Consider the following 22584-nt stretch of genomic DNA (forward strand, 5'->3'; position numbering starts at 1 on the left):
CCCGGCTCAGCCCTGCGCCTGCACCAGGTATTCCAGCGTATATCCGACCGAGCGGATCGTGCGCAGTTCCAACCTGTCCGGATAGGCCTGCCGCAGCTTGCGGCGGATCCGCGTCACGTAGACGTCGAAACGCCGGTCGCCATATTGCCAGGGCGTGCCGTATAGCTCTTGCGACAGCGCATCGCGGGTGACGATCTGACCCAGGTTCGCCGAAAATATGCGCAGGATGTTCGCCTCGGCCTGCTTCAGGTCGAGCTTTCCGATCATCCCGTTGACGGTGGCCTCGACTTGGCGCGCCTGCGCGGGGGCCATGCGGGCCAGCCCGCGGGTGATCCGCGCCGCGGCCTCGGACGGGCGCAGCGGCATCCGCAGCACGTCATGCGCCCCGGCGGCAAAGGCGCGCGCGGCGCTGTCCTCGGTATCGGCGGCGTCGACGGCGATCACCAGGCATTCGGGCATGTTCACGCAGAGCCGCGATACCAGCCCCAGCGCGCCGTTGGCCGACGAATCCACCGCGACGATCGCCAGACGCAGTGCCATCGGCACCTCGAAAATGCCATCGACCTGGTAGGGCTCGGCCAGGTTCACCACGCAATCCAGGCCCAGGCGCTGCGCGACCTTGAGCAGGTCCGCGCGCTGTCGCCGATCCGGAACGACGATGATGCAAGCTCCGCTCACCAGGGAATCCGTCGGCTGATGTTGTACGACAAGCAACAAAGCTATGCGGTCACGAAGGATTCTCCAACCCCGGGCAAACAAAAATGCAAGAAATGCACAATCCTTCAACCAACCTTAACTATTTTTGCATAATTGTCCTTGAAACCAAGAAGAAGTTCGCGATCGAACGTGAAGCCGAGGGACGGTAGGCCGTTGAGGAGAACATACAGGATTCTGCGCTGGCTCTGGCGGCGCGGCGATCGGCCCGACAGGCCGGAACCCGCTATCGCCATTGAGAATAGCGTGACGCCGAACGTGCTCATCTGCCTGGAAACAGGCACCCGGCACGTCTCGCTGCGCCGTCATCTGGCCGAAACGCTGGGCCTCTCCCCGGACGAGTATCGCCGCCGGTGGGGCCTTCCCGATGATTATCCGATGGTTTCCAGGAACTACCTAAACCAACGCAACAAAACGCTTTTCGGTGGACTGCCGAAAGCAGAGTGAAGAACAGAAAAAGCGTCTTTCCGATTGATTCTTGGGCAGTTCCGAGTTTCATCTAGATCTGAGGGCGTTTTCGGAATACCTGTTTATGAGTCTTGCGCATGGGCAGGTCGGAGGCAGAATGAGCACGATTGACAGCAAGGACGAGATGATCTCGCGCATTGTTGCGGCCTATGCGGGGCGCTCCGGCGTCAGCCCGAACGAGATAGTCGACTTGTTCAACCGCCTGCGCCACGAAATGTCCTCCGAAGCCCCGGCCGAAGCGACGGCCCCGCTTGCCGCCGATCCCGCGCAGCCGGTCGAGGCGGCGGTGCCGCTCGACAAGGCGATGACCAAGGACAAGGTCTACTGCCTCTGCTGTGGCAAGGGCTTCAAGATGCTCAAGCGCCACATCGGCGCCGAACACGGCCTGACCGAGGCCGAGTATCGCACCCGTTTCGGCCTTCCGGCCGACGTGCCGCTGGTGGCCCCGAGCTATTCCAGCAAGAAGGCGAAATACGCCAAGGAAACCGGCTTTGGCAAATATGCCCGAGACCCGGCCGGGAAGCGCGCGGGCGTGTTGAACCGAAGCTGACGACGCGCGCCACGGTGCCCGCAGAAGGCCCGGCGCAGGACAGGACAGAGGCCGAGCAGGGCGCGGATGCGAAACCGACCGATCATCATCAAGCGGATCGAGGAAGAGGGCGAACACGGCCATCACGGCGGTGGCTGGAAAGTCGCCTATGCCGACTTCATGACCGCCATGATGGCCTTCTTCCTGCTGCTCTGGATCCTGGCCGCCTCGGACGAGGAAAAGCTGCGCGGCCTGGCCGACTACTTCACCCCCTCGCTGTCCGAACAGGGCGGCAAGGGCGATGGTGTCCTCGGTGGCCAAGTGCTGGCCGAGAAGGGCGTGCTCAGCGGCAGCGAAGGCCCGCAGAGCGAGGTGCAGTTGCCAAGCTTCGGCCGCGAGAACCCGCTGTCGGTCTTTGACAGCCGCCTCAAGGAAGACACCACCCGCACGGTGGTCGAATACGAACCCGCCCCACTGGATGCCGCAGGCAATGGCGGGCGGGACGTGGTCTCGCGCTCGGGTCCGCTCGACGGCACCCAGCCGCATGAGGGCATCACCGAGCATGACGGAACCGCCGAACACGAAGGCACCGGTCCTGGCCAGCCGGTTTCGGCCGCGGTCGCCGCGGCGCAATACGAACGGGAAGCGCAACTCGACGCGATCGAGGAGACCATCCTAAACGCGATCCGCCAGAAACCCGATCTCACCGATTTCACCGCCAACATCCGGTTCGAGCGTACGCCCGAGGGGCTGACGGTCCAGATCGTCGACCAGGATGGCCGTTCGATGTTCGGCTCTGGCTCGTCGCGGATCGAGGACCACACCCGCGAGATGATCGAGATCGTCGGCTCGGCCATTTCCGACATGTCCTACCCGCTGACCATCTCGGGCCACACGGACTCGGTGCCCTTCCTGCGCACCTCGGGCTATTCGAACTGGGAGCTTTCCGCCGACCGCGCCAATGCGACCCGGCGTGTGCTGATCAGCACCGGGGTAAACCCGACGCGGGTGCAGCAGATCGCCGGCCTCGCCGATACCAAGCCGTTGACGCCAGAGAGCCCCGACGCGCCGCTGAACCGGCGGATCGACATCCTGCTCGCCTACCCGGACCCGGCGTTGCAAGCTGCCCAATAGATAGGCGGTCCCTCGCCTGTTTCGGCTGGGGTAGTCGGCCGCAAATCGCTGCCTGTTCCAGTTGTCCACAAGAAAATCTTGTCAACCCTTTGAATTGTAAATTCGGGCGCAATGCCGAGCGGAGCGGCAAGCCATCCACAGCCGCACCCCCTGATTCGCCCGATTCGGGGTCAAGTCCCGTAAACACAGGTTGTTAAGTCGAAGAGTTATCCCCACTACATATTGTGGATAACCCGAGATCTGGTAGGCCCCTTGATCAACCTGAGCGGTATCTCGCGAATCGGGTTTACACATGCCGTCTGGAGTGAACCGTAAACCTTCCGTTAACCTGTACATGTCACTGGGATTACTGGGGGAATCCGAAATGCGCACGGGAATCCTTGAGCAGATCTGGCAGGGCGCGATCCGCCCGGCCGGAGCCGCGGAAAGCAAACGGGTGCGCCGGATCTTCCAGGCGATGGTCCCCACGAAGACGCTATTCCTGCAAGGTCCCGTTGGGGCCGCCCGCGCCAATGTCTACCAGGATGACATGGAGCTGATGCCGGAACTCGCGCTCGGCGACGTGCTGGTCGAAGAGCTCTCGGTCGAAGTCCCCTATGGCTCGCTCGTGGTGGTCTGCGACGACGACTGCCTGACTGCGCCGATCGACCTCGAGATGCTGTCCTTCGACATCGGCGTTGCCGTCGCCAAGGTGCTGCTGGGTGTCGTGCGCAACGGCGTCTTCCCGCTCGAACGCGAGAACGAGGCGCTTTACATCATGGCCTGCGCCTATGATCGCATGGCCCGCAGCATCGGGATGCAGCATCTCGGCCTTGTCCCCGACGAATTCGCCAAGGGCCTGACCGGCACGCTGGGCGCCTACTGGTCCGGCGCGATGCAGGCCCGGACCGACCGGACCCACCTGTTCCTCGGCGCCAACTGCCTCGCCAGCGCCGAGTTGCGCAGCTACCTGCTCAAGCTCGACCCCGCCTTTGCCGCGCCGCAATACGACCGCCTTCCGCAGGGCTTGCTGGTGTTTCCAGACGGGAATTACGGCCTCCAGGAATGGCACGGCCTGCTGCAGGCGGCGATCAATGGAATCACCCTCGAGAGAACCGCCGGCATGGATTGGGAAATATTGCGACACTCCAAGGGATTTTAATCATCCCTAAACCGCAATGTCCTTTCCCGGTTTCTTGGACTGTGCTTATATGTCCTTGACGCCAAATACTTGTCGGACACTTTCACATGATGTTTATCACGCGACGGGCGGCGATGAACGAGCCAATGCTGACGGTGGCCGAAGAGCGTGACGCAATCCGGAACTGGCAACAGGAGGGTGACAAGTCGGCGCTCGAACGCCTGCTTCGCTCGCACGCCCGCCAGGTTTATGCCCAGGCCGCCCGCTGGACCGACAACCCGGTGCATATCGAGGATCTCGTTGCCGAGGGGATGATCGGCCTGATGCGTGCCGCCGACAGTTTCGACCTCGCGCAGGAGGTGCGCTTCTCCACCTACGCCGGCTGGTGGGTGCTGAACGGCATCGCCGCCGCGCTGGTCCGGATCAAGAGTGTCATCGACATCCCGGTACGCACTTTCCTCGACGCCCGCGGCGGTCGGCTGACCGAGGAAGACCGCGAGATCGCGCGGATGGCGATGTATGGCACCGTCGACCTGGGCGAGATCGGCGAGGTTTCGGGCAAGCTGACCGCCCCGGCGCTGACGCCCGAGGAAACCGTGGCGCTGCGGTCGAGCGAGAAGGAACAGCGCCGGCTGGTCACCCATGCGCTGGCGCAGCTCGATCACCAGGATGCCGAGATCATCCGCCGCCTCAGCCTCGACGACCCGCCGAGCGACGTCGAGACCCTGGCCCGCGACTACGGCGTCTCGCGCGACCGGATCCGGCAGCTGGAGAAACGCGCGCTGCTGCGGCTGCGCAAGAAATTGATCGAAGCGGGCTTCCACATGGAAGCCCTCACTTGAAGGAAACCGGATGAACAAGGTGATCTTGGCCGAACCCTCCAGCGCCGCGCGGTCGATCCTGGCCAGTGACGGCCCGGCCCGCACTTCCGGTGCCCAGGGCATCTTTGCACAGCTGCTGGCCTCGACCGGGGCGGCGCAGCCGGCCAGCCAGCCTGTGACCAGACCCGCCAACGCGCCGGAGACGGTGGAGGTCGATCTGCCCGAGGATCCGGCGGCGCGCGCGCGGATCCTGCAGGAGCTGGGCGACACGCTGGACGAGTTGCAGCAATGGGCGACCGACATGGCGGCGATGCTGGCCGCCATGGGGCAGGCTGCGCCGGCAGGGACCGTCACCGCCGGAACGCCGGGGCTCACCGACCCGGACCTCGCCGTCAACGCTGGTGTGCTGCCGGCGGACACCTCGGTACTGGCCGCCGTACAATCGGCCGGGGCCACCGAGGCCCCCGCCAGCGGCGTGGCCTTCGCCACGCTGCTCGCCGACCGGCTGGGGCTGGTGCTGCAACGCTTCGACCGGGCCAATGGCACCAACACGGTCGAGGCGCTGGCCGCCAACGTGGCGACCCTGCCCGCCTTCACCCTGCGCGGCGAGAGCGATGCAACCGCAGCCGCCGGGCTGATCGGCGTCGCGCGGGGCCTGCTTGGGCTGGACGGCGAAACCACCAGCCCGGCCGTCGTGCCCAGCTCGCCGGTCATGCTGCGGGTGCCGGGTGCCCAATCGATCGGCGACCTGATCCGCCAGGCCGCCGCCGGCCCCGGCAGCGTCGCCGCCTCGGATATCCCCGAGGGCCGCGCGGTCGAGGCCTTCCGCGACGTGCTTCCCGCCGCCCCGCAGGCCAGCGCCGAGGCAGCGCCGCGCAGCGGCCTGCTGGCGAACCTCGCGCCGCAGCTGCGCAACCTGCAGGTCAGCGGCGACACCGCCCGCGTTCAGCTTGTCCCCTCGGGGCTGGGCGTGGTCGAGATCACCGTCACCCGGATCGCGGGCGAGGCAACCGGCCTTGCCGTCAGCGCCGACAACCCGCGCATCCTCTCGGCGCTGCAAAACAACGCCGACCAGTTCGCCGCCATCCTGCGCGACAGCGGTCTTTCAGCCAGCCCCGAGGCGATGACCTTCGCGGCCATGTCGCCCAGCAGCCGCGCCGTGCGCACCGCGCTCGGACAGGCTGCGCCCGAGGTGGCGGCGCTCGACGCGTCCGAGGGCCCGACGCAGCGGGCCGAGGTCAACCTGCCGCCGGCACGCTTCGACGCGCTCTCTCTGCGCCCGATCGAGATACCGGCGGCGCAGAGCCTGCACAGCCCGCAGGCGCAGCTTGCCTCGCATGTGACCTCGCAGCTGCGTGGCAACCAGCTTTCCGAAGGCACCACGCGCATCCAGCTGAACCCGCAGGGCCTCGGCTCGATGGAGATCGACCTCGTCCACGACGACAATGGCGCGCTGCGCATCACCGTCCGGGCCGAGAACCCGGCGGTGCTCGGCGCGCTGCGCGAGAACCGCGAGATCCTGCTGGCCGCCCTCCGTGACAATGGCACGGCGATGCAGGACGGCTCGCTCGGCTTCGAGGATTTCGGACGCGGCGCCCGCCAGCAGCCCGAGGCCCAGGCCTTCGACTACACCCCGAGCGCGCCCGAAGAGGACGAGGTGGTGGCCTATGCGCCGCGCCAGAACGTCTTCGCCAACGGGCGCGTCGATATCATCACCTGACCCAGGCACGAAGGACCGGACCATGGAGATCGGCAGCACCACGACCACCCCCAGCGCCAGCACCTCGTCGCTCCAGAAGCTGGGCGAGGACTATACCAGCTTCCTCAAGCTGCTGACCGCGCAGATCCAGCACCAGGATCCGCTCCAGCCCATCGACTCGACGCAGTTCGTCTCGCAGCTTGCCCAACTGACCCAGGTCGAGCAGAGCGTTGTGACCAACAACAACCTCGAGAACATCTACGCCCAGATCTCGGCCAATGCGGCCATGTCCGATATCCAGCTGATCGGCCACGACGTGCTGCTGGCCACCGACACGATCGAGCTGATCGATGGCGCGGCCAAGTTCGAATACGCGGTCGACGACGATGCCGGGCTGGTAAAGATGACGATCAAGGCCGAAGACGGCACTGTTGTGCGCGAGCTGACCGGGCTGAAGGGCCTCAAGGGCGAGGTGCACAAGATTACCTGGGACGGGCTCGACAACAAGGGGCTGCCGGTCCCGGATGCCGTCTTCACGGTCGAGCTGGAAGCCAAGACGACCGACGGCACCGACGTGTCCGGTTCGGTTTATGCGGCCACGCGGGTCGAGGAGCTGTCGTTCGAGAGGGGAACGCCGACGCTGATCCTGCGCAACGGCAATGTCGCCACCTCGGGCAGCGTCGTCAGCATCCGCTGACGATCAGCTCCGCGGCACGTCCTTCTTGAAGAGGTTGAGGAAGATCACTTCCTCGGCGTCCTCGAACTCGGCGCGCAGGTTCTGCGTCAGCTGGCGCGAGAGCCAGTCCGAATCCAGCGCGGCGCGGCGCATCTTCGGGTTCTCGGTGGCTTCGCGGAAGCTTTCCATGATGTTGTCGCGCAGGCGGGTGGCGTTCTCGGCGATGCGGAACTGCGCCGCGCGCTCGGCGCTCGACATGGCGACACCCAGGTCGGCGACCACGTAGGTTACGCTCATCGGCTTGTAGATCGGCACGGTCACCTGGCCCAGGTTGACCACTTCCTTCGAGCGTTTCTTCGGCTTGTCATCGGCCTTGGCGTGCGGTTCGCCATGCGCGGGCTTGGCTTCATGCGCCGACGGCGTCTCGGCCCTGGCGGCGTGACCGTCGTCCTCGGCATGTCCGGCCTCTGCCTTGGCCTTGGCTTCGGCCGCCTCGATCAGCGCCTTGGCTTCCTTCTCGCCGTCCTTCGACTGGTTGGTCACCGCGGCCTCGTGCTTCTCGGCCTTGCCGCCCATCGTCGTCCCGATGCCGTAACCGGCGCCGAGGCTCAGGACAGGGACAACGGCCGCTGCGATCAGAAGCATTTTCATGCGGGTACCCCACGCGTTTCTTGCGGGTACCCGTGTCACATCCCATTGGGGCGTGAATTTAGTCCTAGAAAGGCAAAATTATGTTGAGAGCGCCTTCGCCATAGCCGCTCTTCTGCTGCCGCGAGATCTGGCCGCGTCCGCCGTAGGTGATCCGCGCCTCGGCCATCTTGTCGTAGGGGATGGTGTTGTTGGTCTGCACGTCCTCGGGCCGGATGATGCCGGCGACGCGCAATTCGCGCAGCTCGCTGTTGACCTTCACCTCTTGCCGGCCGGCGATCACCAGGTTGCCGTTCGGGAGCTGCTGCACGACCATCGCGGCGACCTTCAGGCTGATCTTCTCGTCGCGGTCGATCGACCCGCGCCCCAGCGCGGTGATGTTCGAGCCGACATCGACGATGTCCTCGCCCTCGGGCAGATCGTCCTCGCCCACGTCGGGCAGGATATTGTCGAGCTTGTTGCCGTAGCCGAAGAGCTTGGGATAGGCGATCGTGCTGCCCCCGGTGCGCAGCCGCGACGAGGTGTTCGACAGGCTGGCTTCATCGCTGATCTCGATGATGATGGTGAGGATATCGCCCACTTCCTTGGCCCGCTGGTCGGCGAAGAACCCGCCCGACCCCGGCGCCCAGAGCGAGGATTTCTCGGCCCGGTTCGGCACCCGCGGCGCCTTCGGCGGCGGCATCGGCACCGAGACGAACTGCATCTCGGGCACGGTCTGCCCGTTCAGCGAGATGTTCGAGATATCCGGGTCCTGGTTGAACGGATCGCTGCCGCAGGCGGCCAGCGCCACGCAGAGCGCGAGGGAGGAAGCGGTGACGCGATAGGGCGTGCTCATCTGACGATCTCCACGAGGCCGCCCGGCATGGCGACCCCGGTCACGAGGGTATTGCTGACCAGGTTGACGACGCGGATCTCGGCGCCGCGAAAGCCGTCGTCCAGCGCGCGGCCCGGCGCCGAGAGCGACAGGCGGCCGTCGTTGAACTGGATCGAGACCTTGTCGCCGCGGGTGATGACCAGCGGCTCGGTCACCGACTGCGCCATCACGGGGCGGCCCTGCGTCAGCGTGCGGCGCACCTGCTTGCCGACAAGCGCGTCATGGTCGGTCAGGGCAAAGACGCCGATCCGCGCGTGCGGCATGTCGATGGTCTGCACGTCGGCCTCGGTGATCACTTCGCCCGGCATCATCCGCCGCACCGGCACCGTCACCGGCACCGTCAGCACCGCCAGCCCCTGCAACCGCATCACCGTGCCACCGGGCAGCACCGCGTTGGCCAGGAACTGGCCGGTGGTCCGGTCCATCCAGAAGGCCGAGATCAGCTCGGCCTCGTCGTAATCCTTGCGCTGGAAGGTGATCTGGAACGCGCCATGCTCGGGCATCTCGACGCCTAGGCTGTCGGCGGCCTGTTCCGAGACCAGCTCCTCGACCGGCACGGCCAGCGCGGCCGAGGCGCAGAGCGCGAAGAGCGAGGAGAGGAGGAAGTGCTTCATCTCACTTGATCTCGTTGGTGACCGACATCATCTGGTCGGCGGTCTCGATCGCCTTGGAATTCATCTCGTAGGCTCGCTGGGCCGAGATCAGGTCGGTGATCTGCTGGATGATGTTCACGTTGGAATCCTCGAGGAACCCTTGCCGGATCATCCCCACGCCCGGATCGCCCGGCACCGCCTGCTGCGGATCGCCCGAGGTATTGGTCGCCTCGAGCAGGTTGTTGCCCAGCGGGCGCAGGCCGGCGTCGTTGATGAAGGTGGTCAGTGTCAGCTGGCCCAGCTCCACCGGGATCGGGTCGTTCTCGATATAGGCGCTGACGATGCCCTGCTCGCTCACCTCGATGTCGACGGTATTCTCGGGCACCACGATGCCGGGGTCGACCTCGTAGCCCTGCAGCGTCACGATCTGCCCCTCCGCCGACAGCTGGAACGAGCCGTCACGTGTATAGGCATTGGTCCCGTCCGGCAGGTTGACGGTGAAATAGCCGCGCCCCTCGACCGCCATGGCCAGCTTGTTCTCGGTGGCGATCAGCCCGCCCTGCACGTTCAGCCGCACGGTGCCGACGGTGCGCACGCCAAGGCCGATGTCCACACCGGTCGGTCGGACCGAGCCCTGTTCGGACGTCGCCGCGCCCTCGCGCGAGCGGTGGTCGTAGATCAGGTCCTGGAACGCCGCGCGGGCCGACTTGAAGCCGGTGGTATTGGCGTTGGCGATGTTGTTCGAGATGACATCGACGTTTGTCTGCTGCGCCATCATGCCGGTGGCCGCAATTCCCAAGGCTCGCATGGTTCGTCTCCTTTACCCCAGCCGCCCGAGGCGCTGCAGCGTGTCCCGCCGCAACTCGTCGCTGCCGTTCATCAGATTGATTGCGCGCTCGTAGGAGCGCTGGATTTCCATCAGCCGGGTCATCTCGGTGACCGGCTGCACGTTGCTGCTCTCGATCGAGCCTTGCACCACCTCGGTCCGCTCGGCCGGAACCTGCAGCCCCGTCCCGGTTCCCGGCGGGCGCACAAGCATCCCGTTGCCCAGCCGGTTCAGCGCCTGCAGGTCGGGCAGGTCAAAGACGCCGATGCGGGCGATAGGGCCGGCGATGCTGCTCGAGATCGTCCCGTCCCGTGCGATCTCGATATCGCCGGCCCCCGGGGGGATCGAGATTTCTCCGCCCCCCGTGTCCAGCACCCTGGCCCCGCTCAGTGTCACCAGCGCACCGTCGGTATCGACGGTGAAACGGCCATCACGGCCGTAGGCGATCTGGTTGTCCTCGGTGCGATACGAGAGCCAGCCCTTGCCCAGCAGCGCCACGTCCAGCGCGTTGCCGGTCTGCGACAGCGCGCCCTGGCTGTCGTCGGTGAACGACCCGGTCTCGGCCACGAAGCTGATCTCGGTCTCGGCATTCTCGGCGCCGCCCTTGTGCAGATAGCTCTCGAAGACGATGTGCTCGCCCTTGAAGCCGGCGGTATTGGCGTTGGCGATATTGTTGGCAGTAACATCCAGGTCCCGACGCATGGACTGCGCGAGCGAAAGGGCTACGTAGGTTGAATTGTCCATCGTCAGACCTTCTTAACTTTGGTCGACCTGTCTTCTGTTGTTGTATATCATGATTAATAATCTATGATAACGCAAGCGTATATGAAGAACTGTGGGCAACTTGCGGCTATATTCATTTTTATTCATGGCCGGTGCCGCGGTGTTCTTGATGCCCGTGGCAGAGGCGATGTCTGAAAGCGGCCCTCCGGCCGAGACCGTTCTGCTGCCGCAACAGTTCCGTATGCCGCATTTCGAGACCGGCAGCTTCCTGCAGCGCCGGCGCGATCTCTACGCCAATATCGCCAATGCCCGACGCTCCGAGCCACCCGACGAGGAAGGCAACCGCTACCAGGGCGTAGCCGAGATCCGCGCGCTGCTCGACCTGGCCGAGTTCGACCTCGCCCACGGTCTCGCCGCAGAGGGGCGCGACGTGCTTGCCGGCCTCACGCCCGGCCTGGTCCGCGCGCACGAGCTGAAGCGTGCCTCGCTCGAGGTCGGGCTGGCGGCGATAGATACCCGCGACATCCCGCTCTCCGAGGGCGCAGAGGCGCTGCTCGATCCGAAATACGACCTCTGGCGCGACCAGGCCGTTCTGGTGCTGCTGCACCACTGGAAGAAGGGCGAGGTCGAGGAGGCCGGGAAATACGTCGATGTCGCGGCCAAGCGGCTCTACCAGTATTCCCGCCCCTTCGTGCGCAAGGCGCTGCCCGCGATGCTCGACACCGCCGTGGAAACCCGGCAATGGGCCGCCGCGCGCCGCCTGGCGGGGCGCTTCGCGCTTGACCCGGAACTGGCGGAGTCGTCCAACTACCTGTTCCAGCTTGCCCGCACCGCCGAGGCCGGGGGCGACTACCTGACCGCCTTCGACAACTACCTGAAGGCGGGGCAAGGCAACGATCTCTGGGCCCACCGCGCCCGGATGGGGCTGATCCAGCTTGGCCTGAACACCGGCACCCTGCCGCTGCAGGACGCCCGCACCCTGCTGGAACAGGCCAGCCGCGACTGGACCGGGGACGCCTGGGGCGTTGCGGTGCTCAAGCAGCTTGCCGACACCAACCTCCAGCTCGGCGATGGGCTTGGCGCGCTCAAGGTGCTTTCGAACATCATGTCGCGCTATCCCGACACGCCCGACGCCCAGCTGGCGCGCCAGCAGGCGCGCAGCCTCTGGACCGATTTCTACGCCCGCGGTGCCGCCGGAAAGCTGTCGCTCTCCGACTTCCTGACCGGCCACCGGCGTATCTCGGAAGGCTACCGCTTCGAGCCAGGCTTCGACCTGCAGACCGAGGCGCTGGCGGATCGGTTCATGAGCCTCGGCGCCACGATGGTCGCCGCCGACGAATACCGCGAGACGCACGACTTCCTGCTGGTGGCCCGCGATCTCGGCCTGGTCGAGACCGACGACCGCCGCCTCGACATGCTGCGGCTGAAACAGGCCGATGCGCTCTATCGCGGCGGCCAGCTCGACGAGCTGGCCTATATCCTTGCCGAGGGCCTGCGCGGCGAGGAGGCCGACCTGCAGGACCGCCTCAACCTGTTGCGCGCCGGGCTCCATGCCGAGCGGGGCGAGGCCGCGGACGTGGTCGATACCGAGGTGGCCGAACCCACGCTGCACTACCTTCGGCTGCGCGCGGCCGCCCATTTCGGCCGGGGCGACTGGGAAGAGGCCAAGCGGCTCTACGCCATCATCCTCGGCCGCGCCGGCAAGGACGCGACCTACAGCGACGCGGTGCGGCTGCTGCTCTCGGCCCACCGCTCGGGCGACAGCGAGACCGCCATCGAGGTGGCGCGCCGGTTCCAGGAAGTCACGCAGCGGCCCGACTGGGCGCGCATCGCCAACAGCCTCACCGAAGAGGCGCCCGACCTGCTGCCCCTGCGCGCGGTGACTGCGCAGCAGCGCGTCGACACGGCGGAAAAGACGCTGGAAAACCTGCGCAATCTCAAGTCTTCGGGCAACTGAAGAAGATTCCGCAAGAAGCGGAACAAATGAAAAATACCCAATTCTTTAACCTGCATGAAATTTTTCATGCATATCTATCCCTCAGCTAAGCACAAAGACGTCTATAGGGACACGTACATGAGCATTTCCAGCGCAATGCAAACCGGGGTTGCCGGCCTTCTTGCGAATTCCTCGGCCGTCAGCACGATCTCCACCAATATCGCCAACGCGAACACCGATGGTTATCGCCGCAGCTTTGCCCAGATGGTCACCACCGCCTCCTCCACCGGGGAAGGCGGTCATGCCGGCGTCCGCGCCGTCTCGCGCCAGAACGTCACCGTCGAAGGTTCGCCCCGCCTGACCGGCGTCACTTCGGACATGGCGATCAGCGGCTCGGGCTTCTTCGTGGTCTCGCGCAACCCGAACGAAACCGTCGCCGCGAACTATGCCTTCACCCGCGCCGGCTCGTTCACGCCGGATGCCGACGGCAACCTGCGCAACGCGGCGGGCCTCTATCTCGCCGGCTTCCGCTATGACAACAACGGTTCGCTCGGCACCGTCGACCGGTCGCAGTTCAGCGACCTGCAGACCGTGAATGTCGGCGACGTGACGATCCGCGGCGAGGCGACCACCTCGATCTCCGTGCAGGGCAACCTGCCGGCCGACTATACCGGCCCCGACAGCACCGCCGCGATCGACGGCCAGCCGCTGGTGACCTCGCAGGAGTTCTACACCGCGCTCGGCGCCGCGCAGCGGGTCGAGTTCTCGTGGCTGCCCTCGACCACGCCCAACCTCTGGACCCTGACCATCGCCGCCGAAGGCGTCGATCTCGGCTCGGTCGACATCACCTTCGCCGACAGCGGCCCCACCGCCGGCGCGCCGCTGACCTATTCCAACGTGACCTCGATGGCGCCCGCCCCGGCGGCCTTCTCCTTCGACACAGCGACCGGTCTTGCCAGCCTGACCATCGACAACGGCACCACGCCGCAGGTCATCGAGCTCAGCATCGGCACCCCGGGCGAGATCGACGGGCTGAGCCAGTTTTCCGGGGCCGGTGTGACCGTTGCCGGTGACATCGACGGCTATGCCACCGGCGAGCTGGTCCGCTACGAGATCGACGACAAGGGCGACCTCTACGGCATCTTCGACAACAACGCCCGCCACCTGCTCTACCACATCCCGCTGGCCGAGGTGCCGAACCCCGACGGGCTCAAGCTTGTCGACGGCAACGCCTACCTGACCACCCAGGCCTCGGGTAGCTTCAACCTGCTCGGGCCCGGCACCGGCGCCACCGGCACCATCACCACCGGGTCGCTCGAATCCTCGAACGTCGAACTGGCCGAGGAGCTGACCCGTCTGATCCAGACCCAGCGGGCCTATTCGTCGAACGCCAAGATCATCACCACCGTCGACGAGATGATGGACGAGACGACGCGTCTCAAACGCTGATCCGACGACTGACTGAGAAGGTGACGCCATGAGCGGGATTACCAGTGCGTTCAACGTCGCCCGATCCGGTCTGGCGATAAACTCCCAGTGGAGCGAGGTCGTCTCCGGGAATATCGCCAATGCCGACAACCCGGACTACGGGCGCCGGACGCTGAACCGCGCCTCCTTCTCGGACGGTTCGGTGGTCGCGACCGGCGTGATCCGCGCGACGGATGCCTCGTTGACGCGCATGTTCCGCGAGGAATACGGGCGCATGACCCGCCAGGAGGCGCTGAGCACCGGCCTCACCGCCTATACCACCGCGCTCGGCTCGATCGACGATGCCGGCGCGCCGACGCAGTTGCTCAGCCAGTTCCAGACCAGCCTCGACTTCCTGTTCAACGACCCCGGCCAAAGCTCGCTGCAACAGGCCGCGCTGCAATCGGCGCAGGCGCTGACGCGCGGGCTGAACCGGGTGTCCGGCGATCTCGATACCGCCACGAACGAGACCTACCAGCGGCTGACCTCGGACATGACCGAGGCCAACAAGCTGATGCAGCAGATATCGGACGTGAACACCAAGCTGGCGCGGACCGAGCCGAACAGCGCGCTCTACGTCACGCTGAAGGACCAGCAGGAGTCGGCGCTGAACCAGCTGTCGGCCTATGCCGACATCAAGATCAGCGACGGCCCGCAGGGCTCGGTCAACGTGCGCACGACGGGCGGGGCGCGGCTGATCGACGGAACGGAGGTGTTCAACTTCGAATACGACCGCGGCACCGGCGTGCTGACGGCCGGCGGCTACGAGGTCACTCCGGGCCGGGCCATCGGCGTGAGCGAAGGCAGCATCGCCGGCCATGTCGAGCTGCTGGTGACGACCCTGCCCAAGATCCGCCTCCAGCTCGACGAGTTCGCGCGCGGCCTGATCCAGACCTTCGAGAACAGCGATGCCTCGATCGCCCCGCCGGCCGCCGGTCTCTTCACCGACAACGGTGCGGCCTATGACCCGGCCTCGCTGACCGGCCTTGCCGGGCGGATCTCGGTCAATGACGCGGTCAACCCCAACGCCGGCGGCGCGCTCTGGCGCCTGCGCGATGGCATCGGCGCGACGACGCCGGGGGCGCAGGGTGAATCGACCCAGCTCGGTGCCTTCATCGACGCGCTGGATGCGCCCCAGTCCTTCGACGGCGCCAGCGGCCTGCCCACGGGCATCGCGCTGTCGGAATTCGGCGCCGCGATGATCTCGGCCCAGCAGGACATCCGCGCCCGCGCCGACGAAGCCTTCGACAATTACGCCGCCTCTGCCGGCAGCATCGACGACGCCCGCCTGAACGCCCAGGGCGTCAGCCTCGACGACGAGTTGCAGCAATTGCTGATGGTGGAAAAAAGCTATGCCGCGAATGCCCAGGTGATCAGCGCGCTGTCGGACATGCTCGACGCGTTGCTGGCGGCAACCTGAAGAATAGGTGACTGAATGGCCGACCTTCTGAGCAATATCTCGACACTCCAGTCCTCGCTGGCGCGCCGACGCGAGGTCGCGCGGCTGACCATCGGCATGTCGAAGGCCGAGAAGGAAGTCACGACAGGCCTGCGCGCCGACCTGTTCCGCGACCTTGGCCAGCGCGCGGCGGAATCCGTGCGCCTGCGCAACATCGTCGCCCGGAACGAGGGCTACATCGCCTCGAACAAGCTGCTGAACGGCCGCATGGAGATCACCTCCATCGCCATGTCCGAGATGCGCCAGGTCGCCGACGATTTCCTCGCCCTTGCGGTCAGCGGCGCCAACCCCGGCGACGCCATCAGCTCGGAACTCCAGGCCAACGCCCGCTATGCCATCGAGCGTATCGTCACCCAGGCCAACACTGTCTATCAGGGCAGCCACATCTTCGCCGGCATCGACCAGGACAGGAAGCCGATGCAGGGCTGGACCCAGACCAGCGCCGCGACCGGTCTCTCGCCCGAGGACGTGATGACCTCGGTGATCGGCGCGGGCCCGGCCAGCCTGGCCGATGTGGCCACCATCACCGCCGAGGTGAACGCGGTATTTGATGGCACCCATGCGACCGCCGGCTATACCTACGAGGGCACCTTCTACAACGGCACCGCCGCCGCCACCGGCCAGCGGGTCGAGGCCCGGATCGGCGAGGGCGTGACTGTCTCGCACGGCATCCAGGCCAATGACGACGGCTTCACCGAGCTGATGAAGGGCCTGTCGATGCTGGCCTCGATCGACGTCTCGAAAATCACCGACGAGGCGACCTACGGCGCCTATCTCGATGCGGCGGTGCAGTCGATCTCGATGGGCTCGCAGAAGCTGCTCGGCGCCGAGGCCAGCCTCGGTTCGACCCAGGCGCTGGTCGAGGAAACCATCGAACGGCACGAGAAGGTCAACGACGTCTATGCCATCCGCATGGTCGATCTCGAAGGGGTGGATGCCTACGAGGCGGCAACGCGGCTCAGCATGTTGCAGACCCAGCTCGAAGCCAGCTATGCCGTCACGGCGCGGCTTTCCAGCCTGACGTTCCTGAACTTCCTGCGCTGATCACTCGGCTGCGACAGGCGCCAGCCGGATGTCGGCCTCGTCGAACTTGTAGCCGCGCCCGTGTACCGTCTCGATATAGGGATGGCCCGAGGCTGCTGCCTGCCCGATCTTCTTGCGGATCTTGCAGATATAGACGTCGATGACCTTGTCGAAGGGCTGGTCGTCCGACATGCCGTAGACCGCGTCGTAGATCGCCGCCTTGGAGGTCACCTTGCGCGCGTTCAGCACCAGTTGCTGGAACACCTTGTGCTCGCGCCGCGAGAGCTTGACCCGCTGTCCGTCGACCTCGGGGTCGCGCCCGTCGAAGAAGGCGGTCACCTCGCCCACGGTGATGCTGTCCGCCGCATGGCCATGCGCGCGCCGCAGCACAGCGTTGATCCGCGCCTTGAGCTCGAGCGCGCGCACCGGCATCACCACGTCGTCATCGGCCCCGGCATCGAGCGCCTGCGCCGCGTTGTCGGCGTCACGCTCGGGGCGCAGTACCAGGATGGGGTTGGCAATCCCGGCCCGGCGCAGCTGGAGGATCTGCGTGATCAGGTCGGGATTGGCCACGAGCAGGAAGGCATGAGCCTCGTGCCCGTCACGGTTCAGGAGGCGCAGATCGCCGCGGAAGAACTGCGGTTTGATCTGGGTTGGCGTCATCCGTTCGGCCCGCAGGTCGTTCAGCCACTGCTGTGACTGCCCTTCAGCCTGATACAGATAGACGTGCATCCCTACCTCAGCAAAGCCGCCGTGCCCCGTGACACGGCAAGTTGAACCCATCTTAAGAATAGAATTCATAAATAGTCAACGATATCTCCAAGTACTGTTCCAACTATTCTTGAAGCGTATGGGATTATGTGACAAGCTGCACTCCATCGGCGGTTTGCACATGACTGATCTTGCCCGCGCAGGCCCGCCGCCTGTGGCGGGTTCAACCTCGGAGCGGCCCTCATGCGCCTCACCCCCTTGCGACTGGCGACACGGCTTGTGGCCATGCTGCTGTTGCTCGCCGGTGCGGCGTCGGCCGAGGTGCGCATCAAGGACATCGCCATGTTCGAGGGCGTGCGCGAGAACCAGCTGGTGGGCTACGGCCTCGTCGTCGGCCTGAACGGCACCGGCGACCGGCTGCGCAACAGCCCCTTCACCGAGAAGAGCATCAAGGGGATGCTCGAACGTCTCGGCGTCGGCAACCTCACCGACGACGAACTCAAGACCGCCAATACCGCCGCCGTCATGGTCACCGCCATGCTGCCGCCCTTCGCGCGGCGCGGCTCGACCATCGACGTGGTCGTTTCCTCGCTCGGCGACGCCAGCAGCCTGCGCGGCGGCACCCTGGTCGTGACCCCGCTCACCGGTGCCGACGGCGAGGTCTATGCCGTGGCCCAGGGCCCGATCGCGGTGGCCGGCTTCGCGGCCCAGGGCCTCAACGCCTCCATCGTCGAGGGGGTGCCCACCGTCGCCCGGATCGAGAACGGCGCCACGGTCGAGAACGAGATCGGTTTCCGCCTGAGTGAACTCACCTCGCTGCGCATCGCCCTGCGCAACCCGGATTTCACCACCGCCGTGCGCATCGCCGAGGCCATCAACGCCAAGCTTGGCGGCCGCCGCGCCGCTGCGCTCGACCCCTCGACGGTCGAGATCGACATCTTCGACAAGGCCAATATCCCCGGCCTGATGGCTGACGTGGAAAACCTCACCGTGCAGCCCGACACCCCGGCCAAGGTGGTGATCGACGCGCGCTCGGGCACCATCGTCATCGGCGCCAATGTCCGCATCGACCAGATCGCGGTCAGCCAGGGCGGGCTTACCGTCATCGTCAAGGAAGAGATGAAGGTGAGCCAGCCCGAGCCCATCTCGATCGGCGGCACCACGGTCGTCGTGCCCGACACCACCGTGGTGGTCGACGAGAAGGAAACCAAGTTCACCATCCTCGAAGGCGACGTGAGCCTGCAACGCCTGGTTGACGGGCTGAACGCCATCGGCCTCGGCGCGACCGAGACCATTTCGATCCTCCAGGCCATCAAGGCCGCCGGCGCGCTGCACGCCGATCTCGAAATCATCTGAGGCCCGGCCATGAAACTCATCGGAACCCCGGCCCCCTCGCTCCAGGTCGCCACCGCCCGCCTGCAGGCCCAGGCGGAAAAGGCCGCCTCGCCCGAGGCGAAGAAGGCCGCGCGCGAGTTCGAGGCGGTGTTCCTCACCCAGACCGTCGACGAGATGCTGAAGAGCGTCGACATCGGCAGCTTTGGCGGTGGTGAGGCGGAAGAGACCTGGCGCTCGTTCCTGGCCCGCGCCTATGCCGACCAGATCGCCGAGCAGAATTCCACCGGCATCGCCCGCAGCGTGCTGCAGACCATCGCCGCCTACGAGACCGCCACCAAGGCGCAGGAGCCACAGAAATGACCGCCGCGTCCCTGATCATCGAACGTCTCACCCGGGTCCTGCACGACGAGATCGCCGCCATCGGCGCCGGGCAGCTGGAAACCGTGCGCGAACTCTACCCGGAAAAACTCTCGCTCTACGAAGAACTCGAGGCCCAGACCGAACACGTCGAGCGTCAACTCCAGTCGGCCACGCCCGAGGCGCAGGAGCTGCGCGCGAGCCTTGAAGTGCTGCATGGATTGATCCGAAAAGACCATGCATTGCTGCAACAACTGACCAATGCAACCGAACGCGTGGTGAAGGAGTTGAACCGCATCCGCGACCGCCACGGGCTCGGCGGCATTTACGAGGCGAGCGGAAGTCTTCGCCCGCAGGTTGTGGCGCGTCCGCAACAGGTTGACGAAACGATTTAAATTTTTAACCCAGCGTTAACGTTTGGCTCCAATCTCTCCCGTTACGGGCAGGTCCCGTTTTCGTCAGAAAGACGATTACGAGAGAAAATAACAGGAGCAGAAAATGTCCTCCATTCTCACCAACAACTCGGCAATGACCGCGTTGCAAACGCTGCAAACCATCAACAAGGGCCTCGATCAGACCCAGGGCCGCATCAGCTCGGGCCTGAAGATCACGTCCGGCAAGGACAACGCGGCCTATTTCTCGATCTCCGAAACCATGACCGGCGACTCCGGCATGTACAAGGCGATCGACGAAAGCCTGACCCTGATGGTCAACTCGGTTTCGACTGCCCGCCTGGGTTCGGAAACCATCAAGGACGTCGCTCAAGAATTTGCCGAGCGCGTCGCGTTTGCCCAGGGTGGCACTGCCGAGGTCCGCGCCGACGTCCAGGCCGAACTCGATGAACTCGTGGCTCGTATCCAGACCACGATTTCGCAGTCGACCTTCAACGGCGCCAACCTCGTGTCCGGCTCCGCTACCGTGACCGTCGTGACCGGCATCAGCCGCGGCTCGGCAGGCTCGGTGACGACCACCACGATCACCTTCCAGCAGCAGGACCTGGGCGCGATCCTTTCGACCCTGTCCGCCGTCGACCTGACCGCCAGCTCGACCACCGCGCTGATGGAAGCAGACCTGCAGACCGCGGAAGGCGCGCTCGATGCGGCAATCGCGGCAGCAACGGCCCTCGGCATCGCCGAGAAGTCGATCGAGACCCAGAAAGAGTTCCTTGGCGCACTGACCGACAAGCTCGACTCCGGTGTGGGTTCGATGGTCGACGCCAACATGGAAGAGGAAGCAGCCCGCCTGCAGTCGCTCCAGGTTCAGCAGCAACTGGCAACGCAATCGCTCTCGATTGCAAACCAGGCGCCGCAGAACATCCTGAGCCTGTTCCGGTGATCTGATCCCTGACGGCACGTCCGGCGGGCTCTCGGGTCCGCCGGCTCTGTCGTTCTAGAACACGGACGGGGCCCGCCACAGGGCCCCCTCCTTCGAGGCAGAAGCCGAGAACTCCCGCCAAAGGGAGCGCTGGAAAAATCTAACGACGCCAGAACGGCGCGGAGGTACGGCAGAAGATGAGCATTAGTGCTTACAAGCGCACTTTGCGCGAGGTTGAATCGCCAAGGCAGATGGAACGCCGCATCATGGCGGGCATCACCGGGCGGATGGCCGAACACGCAGAGACTTATGACCTTTCCAAGACGACATTCGATCGCGTCACCATCCTGGGCTCGGGCCTGCGCGATGCCCTCGCCGACAACCAGGCGCTCTGGGCGGCGCTGAAGCACGACCTGTCCCAGCCCGGCAACGCGCTGACGCCGGAACTGCGCGCCGGCCTCCTGTCGCTGGCGATCTGGGTCGAGAAATCCACCCGCTCGATCCTCGGCGGCGCCGGCGGCGTGCGCGCGCTGGTCGCGGTCAACACCAATATCGTGAATGCCCTTGCCGAAAGCCCACAGCGGCGGAGTGCCTGAGCGATGGTCCTCAAGCTCACACTCAAGCCCTACGAACGCTTCATCGTCAACGGCTGTGCCATGCGCAACTCGGGCCGCCGCCACAGCATCGTGATCGAGGCCCAGGCCGACGTCGTGCGCGGCAAGGACCTGCTCGATTCCTCGCAGGCCGTGACGGTGGTCAACAAGGTCTATTTCCTGATCCAGACCGCGCTGACCCGCGCCGACCTGCGCGAGAAGCTGGTGCCGATGATCCAGCAGAACCTGGCCGAGATCGCCACCGTCTTTGGTCCGCCGACCGTGGGCCATATCTTCGAGGCGGCGAATTACGTAAGTAAATCGGATTTCTACAAGGCCCTGCGCCATCTCAAGCCGGTGCTGGAATACGAGAATGAACTGCTGAACCATATCAGCGCGTCGCAGGCCGAGGCCGAAGCCCTGGCCGGGGACACGCCCCATGACGAAAAGGTGGCGGGATGATCTCCATATCGGGAATGTCGAGTTTTCTCGCGCTCAAGCTGGCCGACCGGACCGAGGACTTTCAAAAGGAACAGATCCGCAATTCGTTCCAGCATTCGCGGGCAATCGAAATCTTCAAGGAACGGATCTCCGACGTCGAGACCGTCGATCAGCTGGTCGAGGACAACGACCTCTATACCTTCGTCATGCGCGCCTTCGATCTCGAGGATCAGATCTTCGGCAAGGCGCTGGTCAAGAAGGCTCTGAAAAGTGACAAGGACGACCGCGAGTCACTTATCAACCGGCTGACCGATCCGCGGATGCGCGAAATGTTCGACGTGCTCGGCTTTACCGAGAACGGCACCAAGAACCTCAATACCATCCTGACCGGCTGGCAGACCCGTCTCGTCGAAAGGTACATCGACACCCAATTCGTCAACGGGCTCGCCGAACAGAACGAGACGGTCGGCGCCGCGCTCCAGTTCCGCCGCAAGGCTGCGGATATAGAAAGCCCCTTCGATATCCTCAAGGACACCGACCTGTCCAAGTTCGTCCGCACGGTCCTCGGCCTGCCCGCGGAGTCCGCGCAAATGGACATCGACCGGCAAGCGACCTTTCTCGAGGCCCGCCTGGACTTCGACAAGCTACAAGACCCGGCCGAGGTGGAAGCGATGATCACCCGCTTCTCGATCGTATCCGATGCCCTGAATTCGACCGCCGCTCTGAACAACGTCGTGGTCCAGATGATGAGCAGCGCCGTCAGCGCCGGCAGCGGCGACAGTTTTACGCCTATTACGATAGACATAACATCGATCTCCTTGATGAGATCCACATACTGAATAACAACAGGCAAGAACCGTGACCAAAGGTGCAGTGAACGGGCAGGGCAGGCCCGGATAAGTGCCTCGGGATCGCGGCAAAGGGCACAGAACCATGCAAGACCGCGAAAAACGGCAGGATACCCGCATTCCCAAGACAGGCCGCGCCCGCGCGACGGCCCTGCCCGATCCGGGCCTGGCGCCATCGCTCCTCGGCGCGCTCGTGGTCGCGCTGGCCGCCCTGAACCAGATCTGCAAATGATGCCGCGCCCGGCCATTCTGTCGGTTGCCCAAGCTTCGGACGA

26 protein-coding genes are annotated in these 22584 nt (G+C 65.2%); 19 read left to right on the forward strand and 7 right to left on the reverse strand.

Features of this window, described 5'->3' with window-relative positions; translation table 11 throughout:
• Window positions 1-6: 6 nt before the first annotated feature.
• Window positions 7-678, reverse strand: coding sequence for a winged helix-turn-helix domain-containing protein (locus IE266_RS02470; RefSeq protein ID WP_189678446.1), 672 nt, complete (start codon window positions 676-678; stop codon window positions 7-9).
• Between the two features lie 168 nt (window positions 679-846).
• Here IE266_RS02470 and IE266_RS27150 point away from each other — a divergent pair, with 168 nt between their 5' ends.
• The 7 genes from IE266_RS27150 (at window position 847) to IE266_RS02505 (ending at window position 7182) form a co-directional block, all read left to right on the forward strand.
• A complete protein-coding gene (locus IE266_RS27150; protein ID WP_268249741.1) occupies window positions 847-1161 on the forward strand; it encodes a MucR family transcriptional regulator in 315 nt (104 codons plus the stop codon).
• Window positions 1162-1279: 118 nt separating this feature from the next.
• The gene (locus tag IE266_RS02480; protein WP_189678448.1) at window positions 1280-1732 is read left to right on the forward strand and encodes a Ros/MucR family transcriptional regulator; all 453 of its coding nucleotides are present in this window, start codon (window positions 1280-1282) and stop codon (window positions 1730-1732) included.
• A 66-nt stretch (window positions 1733-1798) separates the two neighbouring features.
• Entirely contained in the window at window positions 1799-2845 is a 1047-nt protein-coding gene (locus tag IE266_RS02485; RefSeq protein WP_189678449.1) for a flagellar motor protein MotB, read from the forward strand.
• A 364-nt stretch (window positions 2846-3209) separates the two neighbouring features.
• The gene (locus IE266_RS02490; protein ID WP_189678450.1) at window positions 3210-3986 is read left to right on the forward strand and encodes a hypothetical protein; all 777 of its coding nucleotides are present in this window, start codon (window positions 3210-3212) and stop codon (window positions 3984-3986) included.
• Between the two features lie 86 nt (window positions 3987-4072).
• Window positions 4073-4807 (forward strand): sigma-70 family RNA polymerase sigma factor, encoded by a 735-nt coding sequence (locus tag IE266_RS02495; RefSeq protein WP_189678451.1) that lies wholly within the window; start codon window positions 4073-4075, stop codon window positions 4805-4807.
• 10 nt (window positions 4808-4817) lie between these two features.
• Entirely contained in the window at window positions 4818-6506 is a 1689-nt protein-coding gene (locus IE266_RS02500) for a flagellar hook-length control protein FliK (RefSeq protein ID WP_189678452.1), read from the forward strand.
• Between the two features lie 22 nt (window positions 6507-6528).
• A complete protein-coding gene (locus IE266_RS02505) occupies window positions 6529-7182 on the forward strand; it encodes a flagellar hook assembly protein FlgD (protein ID WP_189678453.1) in 654 nt (217 codons plus the stop codon).
• Window positions 7183-7185: 3 nt separating this feature from the next.
• On the opposite strand, the gene IE266_RS02510 is transcribed toward IE266_RS02505, so the two are convergent.
• From IE266_RS02510 to flgF, 5 genes are all read right to left on the reverse strand, one after another.
• A complete protein-coding gene (locus IE266_RS02510; RefSeq protein WP_189678454.1) occupies window positions 7186-7812 on the reverse strand; it encodes a hypothetical protein in 627 nt (208 codons plus the stop codon).
• 64 nt (window positions 7813-7876) lie between these two features.
• Window positions 7877-8644, reverse strand: coding sequence for a flagellar basal body L-ring protein FlgH (locus IE266_RS02515; RefSeq protein WP_189678455.1), 768 nt, complete (start codon window positions 8642-8644; stop codon window positions 7877-7879).
• A complete protein-coding gene (gene flgA, locus IE266_RS02520) occupies window positions 8641-9297 on the reverse strand; it encodes a flagellar basal body P-ring formation chaperone FlgA (RefSeq protein WP_189678456.1) in 657 nt (218 codons plus the stop codon). Before flgA ends, IE266_RS02515 begins: the two co-directional genes overlap by 4 nt.
• A 1-nt stretch (window position 9298) precedes the next feature.
• Complete coding sequence (gene flgG / locus IE266_RS02525) at window positions 9299-10084, reverse strand: flagellar basal-body rod protein FlgG (RefSeq protein ID WP_189678457.1); 786 nt, start codon at window positions 10082-10084, stop codon at window positions 9299-9301.
• A gap of 12 nt (window positions 10085-10096) precedes the next feature.
• Entirely contained in the window at window positions 10097-10846 is a 750-nt protein-coding gene (gene flgF / locus IE266_RS02530) for a flagellar basal-body rod protein FlgF (RefSeq protein ID WP_189678458.1), read from the reverse strand.
• A gap of 166 nt (window positions 10847-11012) precedes the next feature.
• On the opposite strand from flgF, the gene IE266_RS02535 reads away from it, so the two are divergent.
• From IE266_RS02535 to IE266_RS02550, 4 genes are all read left to right on the forward strand, one after another.
• Window positions 11013-12782, forward strand: a complete 1770-nt coding sequence (locus IE266_RS02535; RefSeq protein ID WP_189678459.1) for a hypothetical protein — start codon at window positions 11013-11015, stop codon at window positions 12780-12782.
• A 117-nt stretch (window positions 12783-12899) separates the two neighbouring features.
• The gene (locus IE266_RS02540; protein WP_189678460.1) at window positions 12900-14210 is read left to right on the forward strand and encodes a flagellar hook protein FlgE; all 1311 of its coding nucleotides are present in this window, start codon (window positions 12900-12902) and stop codon (window positions 14208-14210) included.
• A gap of 28 nt (window positions 14211-14238) precedes the next feature.
• Window positions 14239-15648: a flagellar hook-associated protein FlgK gene (gene flgK, locus IE266_RS02545; RefSeq protein WP_189678461.1), complete on the forward strand. Its 1410-nt coding sequence runs from the start codon at window positions 14239-14241 to the stop codon at window positions 15646-15648.
• Between the two features lie 15 nt (window positions 15649-15663).
• Window positions 15664-16731, forward strand: coding sequence for a flagellin N-terminal helical domain-containing protein (locus tag IE266_RS02550; protein ID WP_189678462.1), 1068 nt, complete (start codon window positions 15664-15666; stop codon window positions 16729-16731).
• On the opposite strand, the gene IE266_RS02555 is transcribed toward IE266_RS02550, so the two are convergent.
• A complete protein-coding gene (locus IE266_RS02555) occupies window positions 16732-17442 on the reverse strand; it encodes a response regulator transcription factor (RefSeq protein WP_189678463.1) in 711 nt (236 codons plus the stop codon).
• A 222-nt stretch (window positions 17443-17664) separates the two neighbouring features.
• Between IE266_RS02555 and IE266_RS02560 the strand changes: the two genes are divergently transcribed.
• The 8 genes from IE266_RS02560 (at window position 17665) to IE266_RS02595 (ending at window position 22541) form a co-directional block, all read left to right on the forward strand.
• On the forward strand, window positions 17665-18777 hold the full coding sequence (locus IE266_RS02560) for a flagellar basal body P-ring protein FlgI (protein ID WP_189678464.1): 1113 nt from the start codon (window positions 17665-17667) through the stop codon (window positions 18775-18777).
• 9 nt (window positions 18778-18786) lie between these two features.
• On the forward strand, window positions 18787-19116 hold the full coding sequence (locus IE266_RS02565) for a rod-binding protein (RefSeq protein WP_189678465.1): 330 nt from the start codon (window positions 18787-18789) through the stop codon (window positions 19114-19116).
• Complete coding sequence (locus IE266_RS02570; RefSeq protein WP_189678466.1) at window positions 19113-19508, forward strand: hypothetical protein; 396 nt, start codon at window positions 19113-19115, stop codon at window positions 19506-19508. Before IE266_RS02565 ends, IE266_RS02570 begins: the two co-directional genes overlap by 4 nt.
• A gap of 103 nt (window positions 19509-19611) precedes the next feature.
• The gene (locus tag IE266_RS02575) at window positions 19612-20448 is read left to right on the forward strand and encodes a flagellin N-terminal helical domain-containing protein (RefSeq protein ID WP_189678467.1); all 837 of its coding nucleotides are present in this window, start codon (window positions 19612-19614) and stop codon (window positions 20446-20448) included.
• A gap of 176 nt (window positions 20449-20624) precedes the next feature.
• Entirely contained in the window at window positions 20625-21023 is a 399-nt protein-coding gene (locus IE266_RS02580; RefSeq protein ID WP_189678468.1) for a flagellar biosynthesis regulator FlaF, read from the forward strand.
• A gap of 3 nt (window positions 21024-21026) precedes the next feature.
• Complete coding sequence (locus IE266_RS02585; protein WP_189678469.1) at window positions 21027-21482, forward strand: flagellar biosynthesis repressor FlbT; 456 nt, start codon at window positions 21027-21029, stop codon at window positions 21480-21482.
• Window positions 21479-22300, forward strand: a complete 822-nt coding sequence (locus IE266_RS02590) for a DUF1217 domain-containing protein (RefSeq protein ID WP_189678470.1) — start codon at window positions 21479-21481, stop codon at window positions 22298-22300. Before IE266_RS02585 ends, IE266_RS02590 begins: the two co-directional genes overlap by 4 nt.
• A 94-nt stretch (window positions 22301-22394) precedes the next feature.
• Window positions 22395-22541, forward strand: coding sequence for a hypothetical protein (locus IE266_RS02595; RefSeq protein ID WP_189678471.1), 147 nt, complete (start codon window positions 22395-22397; stop codon window positions 22539-22541).
• The last annotated feature ends 43 nt before the right edge of the window (window positions 22542-22584 follow it).

The sequence above is a fragment of the Seohaeicola zhoushanensis genome (genome assembly GCF_014656415.1).
Lineage (GTDB): Bacteria > Pseudomonadota > Alphaproteobacteria > Rhodobacterales > Rhodobacteraceae > Seohaeicola_A > Seohaeicola_A zhoushanensis.